Source organism: Acidimicrobiia bacterium (genome assembly GCA_036271555.1).
Taxonomy (GTDB): Bacteria; Actinomycetota; Acidimicrobiia; order IMCC26256; family PALSA-610; genus DATBAK01.
Window position 1 is genome coordinate 1 of the sequence record DATBAK010000064.1, and the last position, 6,839, is coordinate 6,839.

Annotated in this window: 5 protein-coding genes and 1 tRNA gene; 1 reads left to right on the top strand and 5 read right to left on the bottom strand. The window is 71.6% G+C overall.

What is annotated here, in order from left to right; translation table 11 throughout:
- Window positions 1-49: 49 nt before the first annotated feature.
- From VH914_15570 to VH914_15580, 3 genes are all read right to left on the bottom strand, one after another.
- Window positions 50-123 (bottom strand) — tRNA-Arg (locus VH914_15570).
- A gap of 37 nt (window positions 124-160) precedes the next feature.
- The gene (locus VH914_15575; protein ID HEX4492627.1) at window positions 161-619 is read right to left on the bottom strand and encodes a hypothetical protein; all 459 of its coding nucleotides are present in this window, start codon (window positions 617-619) and stop codon (window positions 161-163) included.
- Between the two features lie 134 nt (window positions 620-753).
- Window positions 754-2,496 carry a Rieske 2Fe-2S domain-containing protein gene (locus VH914_15580; protein ID HEX4492628.1) on the bottom strand — a complete coding sequence of 581 codons (1,743 nt, stop codon included), beginning with the start codon at window positions 2,494-2,496 and terminating at the stop codon, window positions 754-756.
- 70 nt (window positions 2,497-2,566) lie between these two features.
- Between VH914_15580 and VH914_15585 the strand changes: the two genes are divergently transcribed.
- A complete protein-coding gene (locus VH914_15585) occupies window positions 2,567-3,232 on the top strand; it encodes a metalloregulator ArsR/SmtB family transcription factor (protein HEX4492629.1) in 666 nt (221 codons plus the stop codon).
- 142 nt (window positions 3,233-3,374) lie between these two features.
- Here VH914_15585 and VH914_15590 read toward each other — a convergent pair whose 3' ends face one another.
- Window positions 3,375-5,087 (bottom strand): amidohydrolase family protein, encoded by a 1,713-nt coding sequence (locus VH914_15590; protein ID HEX4492630.1) that lies wholly within the window; start codon window positions 5,085-5,087, stop codon window positions 3,375-3,377.
- A 10-nt stretch (window positions 5,088-5,097) separates the two neighbouring features.
- Complete coding sequence (locus VH914_15595; GenBank protein HEX4492631.1) at window positions 5,098-6,618, bottom strand: carboxyl transferase domain-containing protein; 1,521 nt, start codon at window positions 6,616-6,618, stop codon at window positions 5,098-5,100.
- Window positions 6,619-6,839 lie beyond the last annotated feature (221 nt).

Here is a 6,839-nt window from a genome sequence, read left to right on the forward strand (position 1 = left end):
AGCTCGCGGGGTGCGCCGGCTGAGCGACGACGTCGCTTCGCGGATGTCGTGCGCCCGGGAGGATTCGAACCTCCGACCGTCGGATTAGAAGTCCGATGCTCTGTCCGGCTGAGCTACGGGCGCGGGAAGCCCGGAGGATACTGGCGAACCGGTTTTCGGCTCAGGCGTTCTCGACGGGCGCGAAGGCCTCGTCGGCTCTCGGACCGAGCACGACCGCGAGCACGGCGACCGCGACCGCGATGCCCACGAGCGCGCGCAGCGGGTCGAACACGAACGTGAGGAGGTAGCCGCACATCACCGCGGCTTCGACCGCGAACGACAGCGGTCGCGCCCAGCCCCGGCGTTCGGCGAGCCCGATCGCGCCGGCGAGCGCGGCGATCGCGAAGCCCGCGAGCAAGACCGCGGCGCCGAAGCGCCACGCGCCGATGCCCCGTCCGAGGTACGCGATGCGGGTCGCATGCGTCGCGAACAGCGCGACGACGACGCCGGTGACTGCCAGCGCGCCCTGCGCGGCGACCACGGTCGCCGCGCCGAGCACGCTGCCCGGCAAGGGCACGAGGGTGGTGACGGTCGACCCGGGTTCGTGGGGGTCGGACGCACGGTCGTCGACGGTCTCCAATTTCCTCTCCTTGCTCGGGCTCAGTCTCCCTTGAGGGGATGAAGAGTCGGTGAGGAAGAACTGAGAACTTCGCGAAGCCGTGGGAGGCGGGAAATCGGGGCCGGCCCGGCACCCCACGAAGCCCAAACGGTACGTCAATCCTCCTCGAAGAGCCGCTCTCCTCTCCGGAGCCGGGTGGCGATGCGGATGACGGTCGGCAGCTCGCGTCGCGTGGGCGTGTGCGCGGCGAGGAAGCGGGCGAAGCCCGCGAGGATCAGCGCCTCCTCTTCGGAGCCGGCCGGCCACGCTGCGGACTGGCGGAGTGCGGCTTCGAACACCTGATACCAGTGGAAGCCGACGTCCTCGGCGAGCAGCGCGGCGCCGAGCGTCTGCACGAGCGCGGCGCGATCGCCGCCGCCCCGCAGGTAGCCGTAGACGATCGCACCGGCGGTGTCGACCTCGCCCTGGACCTCCCAGATGCGCGCGAGATCGCCGAGTTCGCCGCGCTCGGTCGCCGGCAGGCGCGCCGCGGGCACGTTGAGGAACCGGTCGAGATAGACGCGCAGCACGCTGTGCACGGCGCCGCGCAGCAGCTCGGGTGACGGCGAGCGCGTGAGCGCGTGGTGCAGCGCGTTCGCGGTCGTGAACGAGTGGTGGACCGTGTTCCAGTCGCCGAAGTCGTTCTGCACGTGGAAGCGCGTGATCCGGAGCGCGGCCGCATACGCGATGCCGCGACCGATCTGCTCCTCGGTCGCGCCGGCGCGGATCGCGTCCAGCAACACGTCGACGGCGGCCTCGGGATCGTCGACGAGTAGCTGCCACGCGAACCCGGAGACGTCGTCGAACTCACCGCGGTGCGCGCCGCCCGCGGCCCGCGCGTCGTCGAGTTGCGCGTTCGCGCGCTGCGCGAGCGCGGCGAGATCGTGCGGATGGCGCCACTCGCCGCTCTCCTCGCTGCGCGACGAGCTCGCGGTCTGTGCGACGAGCGTCGGCAGCACCTGGGGCGCGGCCGACCCGCCCACCATCGCGAGCGCCTCGAAGGCCTTGTTCGTGAAGTCGAGCGTGTGCCCTTCGTCGACGAACACATGGTCGGTGACCGCGGCGAGCATCATCGTCTCGACGACGTGCAGATCGGGCTCGCCGTTCAACGCGGTCGCGAGCACGCGCTCGGCTGCGTCGCTCGAACGTGTGTCGACGAATCGCCGGTACCACTGCGACAGCCGATCGCCGGGCACGGCGGCGGTGGCGAGCGCGCCGACGGGAAAGCGCGGCGGTTGCATCGACGTGTCGCGCGCGACGAAGACGAGCGCGTGGATCAACGCCGCGGCCTGCTCGGACGGCGCGAGCTCGTCGAGCACGTTCGCCATCGCGACGAGCACGGTGAGGCCTGCGCTCCAACCCGCGGCGCGGTACGTGGTGCCGAAGTCGAGGCCCGTGCGCACGATCTCGGCCCCGGGCACACCGAGGTCGAGGAGCGCGAGCACCGATTTCGCGATCACCAGCGACAGGCTCTCCTCGAGCCCGTCGCGCAGCCGGCGCTGCCACCGCGCGACCTCGTCGCCCTCGGGACGCGAGTGCACGAAGACGTCGTCGCCGTCGATCTCGACGTCGAAGCCCTTCGCATCGTCGGCCCAGAGGTCGAGCGTGCAGCCCGACTCGAGGTCGAAACGGGCGTGGTGCCAGTGGCACGTGACGAGCCCGGCTTCGACCGTCCCCTGGTGGAGCGGGAAGCCCATGTGCGGGCAGCGGTCCTCGATCGCGAAGGCCCGCCCGTCGTGGGCGAACACGACGACCGGGAGCGACCCGACCTTCGTGGTGAGCCGGCCTTCCTTGCCGAGCGTCTCCGCGGATCCGGCCCTCACCCTGGTCGTCGGCGTGGTCGTCGTGTCCAGCGTCATGGGTTCGATGATCGACCCGCGGTCGGCATTCGTCAAGCTGGGACTTGCGGAAGTCACGTACACTGGTGCGATGGCCGAACCGCTGAGCACCGCCAAGCAGCGGGTGCTCGAGCACCTCAAGCGCGCCGACGGCGCGACCGCGTCGGAGATCGCCGAGGCCCTCGGGATCACCGAGGCGGCGGTACGGCAGCACATCGACGCGCTGGTCGCGCTGGGCCTCGTCGCCCGTCGAGCGCAGCCCCGGGCGCGCGCCGGACGGGGCCGGTCGCCGCTGGAGTGGGAGGTCACGCCGCAGGCGGGTGCGCTGTTCGCCGATCGGCACGGTCAGCTCACCGTCGAGCTGCTCGACGCGATCAAGGGCGCGCTCGGGCCGGACGGTCTCGACCGCGTGATCGACAGCCGGGCCGAGCATCAGCTCGAGGTGTACCGCGCGGCCGTGCCGGCCGCGGGCGACGCGCCGTTGGAGGAGCGGGTGCGCGCGTTGGCCGCGCAGCGAACGCTCGAGGGCTACATGGCCGACGTGCAGCGCGCCGGCGACGACGTGATCCTCGTCGAGCACCACTGCCCGATCTGCACCGCCGCGACCGCGTGCCCGGGGTTTTGCCGTTCGGAGCTCGAGCTGTTTCGCGACACGCTCGGTGCCGACGTCACCGTCGAGCGCACCGCGCACCTGCTCGCGGGCGACGTGCGCTGTGCGTACCGGATCCGACCCGTGACCGCGAACGTTCCCGCCTGAGCACACGAGCGGTGCGAGCGGCGCGGCCTCGGCCGGAGTCAGCGACGCGGGTTCCCGCCTGAGTGCGCGAGCGGAGCGAGCGGCGTGGTCTCGGCCGGGCGCTGAGGCGTCGGGGAGCGCGAGCTTGCGAGCCCGACCGGAGTTAGTTGAGCGGGGGAGTTTGCGTGTCGCGGCCGGAGCGCAGGAGCGTGCCGGGACGCGCGTCCGTGAACTCGCCGCGCTCGACGATCACGTCGCCGTTCACGACGACGGCGTCGATTCCTTCGGCTTCGCCGTAGACGCGCGCCGCGCCCGTCGGCAGGTCGGCGCGCGTGGAGACGGGGCCGGGCGCGACGGTCGCGGGATCGAAGATCACGATGTCGGCATGCGCGCCCGTGGCGATACGACCACGATCGCGCAGACCGTAGAGGCGCGCCGGCACGTCGGTCATCAGCTGCACGGCCTCTTCGAGCGGCACGACCTCGTGCTCGCGCACGGCGCGCGCCAATGTGGTCGTCGTGTAGTTGAAGGTCGCGAGGAGGTCGAGGTGCGCACCGGCGTCGGACGCGCCGATCACCGCGCGCCCGTCGCGCCACACGGCCGCGCGCGCCTCCCAGTCGGAGCGATCGTTGCCGAACTCGGGCGGTGAGAAGACCGTGCGCAGATCGTCGGCGACCGCGATGTCGCAGAGGGCGTCGAACGGCGTCTGACCGCGTTCCGCCGCGACCTCGCCGATCGCGCGGCCCTCGTACTTCTTGTTCTCGGGCGTGAACGTCTCGACGAGGATGTGGCGCTCCCAACGCGCGATCGCGCGGATGAGTCCCTGCGTGCCCTGCGCCTGCTCGTCGAGCTCGCGCCGGCGCACGGGGTCGGCGAGGAGGGCGAGCTTCTCGGCCGCGGCGAGCGACATCGGCTTCGCCCAACCCGCGAGCGCGTCGAGCACGAACCCGCTCAGGAACGACATGCGCGGCCGCGGCGGCTCGGGAATCGTGAGCGCGACGACCTTCGCGCCGAGGTCGCGCGCGACGTTGCCGGCCGCGAGGCGATCCTCGACGAACTTGGTGTTCATCGCGCTCACCGTCAGCAGGTTCCAGTTGAGCGGCCGCTGCGCCGCCGCCGACATGCGCGCCATCACGTCGAGGTGGTGATCGGTGAACTCGCGCGTCGTCGGGATGAACTCGAGCGACGTGCCCTCGTGCTCGCCGGTCGTGCGGCACAGCGCGTAGAGCTCCTCGGCGGTCGCGTGTCGCGACGGCACGGGCTCACCGTCGCCGTCGTTGTGCGTCTCGGCCCACGACGACGAGAAGCCGAGCCCGCCTGCGTTCAGCGACTCGTCGAGCAGTTGCGTCATCGCGCGCAGGTCGTCTTCGGACGCGGCCTCGCCGACGCTGCGTTCGCCCATCACGACGCGGCGGATCGCGCAGTGCCCCACGAGGAAGCCCGCGTTCACCGAGAGCGTGTTGTCGAAGCGGTCGTAGTACTCGGCGGTGCTCGACCAGTTCCACGGCACGCCCGCGGCGAGCGCGTCGAGCGGCATGCCTTCGACGCGGGCGAGCATCTTCATCAGATAGTCGGCCTCGCGCGCCACGAGCGGCGCGATCGTGAAGCCGCAGTTGCCGCCGAGGACCGTCGTGACGCCGTGCAGCGGCGACGGGCTGAGGGTCGGATCCCAGAACACCTGCGCGTCGTAGTGCGTGTGCACGTCGACGAAGCCGGGCGCGACCACGCGACCGTCGGCGTCGATCGTGCGCGTCGCAGGTTCGCTGACCTCGCCGATGGCGACGACGCGACCGTCGCGCACTCCGACATCGGCGCGCCGGCGCGCGGCACCGGTTCCGTCGACGACCTCACCGTTCGTGATCAGCAGGTCCAACATGTGTCGAACGCTACGGGAGAATCCCTTTGCGGGCCACGGGTGCGTAGGTCCGGTCGTCGCGCGACTCGAGGAGCAGCAGCGCGCGCAGCAGTGCGTCGCGCAGATCGCGCGGGTCGATGACGTCGTCGTAGCCCATGCCGTGAGCCTGGGGCCACGGGCCGCCGGTCTGGCTCGCGGTCACCTCGGCCTGCGTTGCGTCGTCGAGCTTCGCCGAGCGTCCGCCGGAGTCGGCCGGCATCGCGCCGAGGGTCACTCCGGGGAACGCGTAGAGGATCGTCTGGTCGTCGTAGGGATTCATCGCCATCACCGAGCTGCCGAAGCCGAACGCCTTGCGCAGCGTGACGTGCAGCTTCGGCACGGTCAGCCGGTGCTGCGCGGCGAACATCCGCGCCGCGGCGCGCAGCGCGCCCTCGCGCTCGGCCTTCGTGCCCGCGAGCACGCCGGGGTTGTCGGCGAGGAACACGACGGGGAGGTGGAAGGAGTCGGCGACGTCGAGGAAGTGCGCGGCCTTCTCGGCGGCGGCGGTGTCGATCGCGCCGGCGCGCACACCGGGGTCGTTGGCGACGATCGCGACCGCGCGTCCGTTCAAACGCGCCAGCGTCGTCACGATCGAACGTCCGAACTTCGGCTGGATCTCGAGCGCGCTGTCGCGGTCGACGACGCGGTCGATCACCGCGCGCATCGAGTAGGGCTTGCGGTCCTCGGCGGGGATCAGCGTGAGGAGATCGTCGAGTCGGCGGAAGCCGTCGGTCGCTTCGGTGCTCGGGGGCGCAGTCCACGCGTTCGACGGGAAGTACGAGAGGTAGCGGCGGCACAACGCGAGCGCAGCCGCGTCGTCGTCGACGACGTTGTGCGCGACGCCTGTGAGGTCGACGTGGATCTGCGGCCCGCCGAGCTCCTCCTTCGTGACCTCTTCGCCGGTCGCGGCCTTCACGAGCGGCGGACCCGCGGTGAACATCGACGCGCGCGCGGTCATCACGCTGAAGTCGGCGAGCGGTCCGCACAGCGCGCTGTGTCCCGCGGCCGGCCCGAGCACGAGCGTCACCATCGGCACGAGTCCCGAGAGCGCGGCGAGCGTCTGGAGGTCGTTGGGCTTGCGACCGGAGCCCTTGTTCGTGAGTCGATGGCCTGCACCGTCGAGCATGAAGACGAGCGGGATGCGTTCCTGCTCCGCGAGCTGGCACATGCGCACGCGCTTGTCGGTCGCGGCCGCGCCGATCGAGCCGCCGAGCACGGTGAAGTCCTCGCAGCCGGCGAGCACCGGACGGCCGTCGACGCGGCCCATGCCCGCGACGAACCCGTCGGCCGGGATCGTGTCGATGCCCGCGCGCGGGCTGGTGCCGACGAGCGCGCCGAGCTCGACGAACGTGCCCGGGTCGAACAGTCCTTCCACGCGCTCGCGAGCGGTGAGCTTTCCGAGCCCGTGTTGTCGCTCGATCCTCTCGGGTCCGCCCATCGCACGCGCGGCGAGCCGGCGCGCCTCGAGGTCGTCGAGCAGCGGACCCCAATCGCCGCGGTCGTCGTCGGTCACGGGCGCGCAACGTAATGCAGCGACGACGACGGCGGCCGTGACCAACGTTCGGTCACGGCCGCCGTGCGCTCGCGGAGGTCGATCAGGGGCACTTCACGTCGGGGTTCCAGGGGTCGAACTGCCCGCTCGGGTTGGTCTTCCAGAGCCACGCGTGCAGCGCGTAGAAGTCGGGCAGGCCGTAGCGGTTCGGCGCGGTCACGAGCATGAAGTCGTGGCCGAAC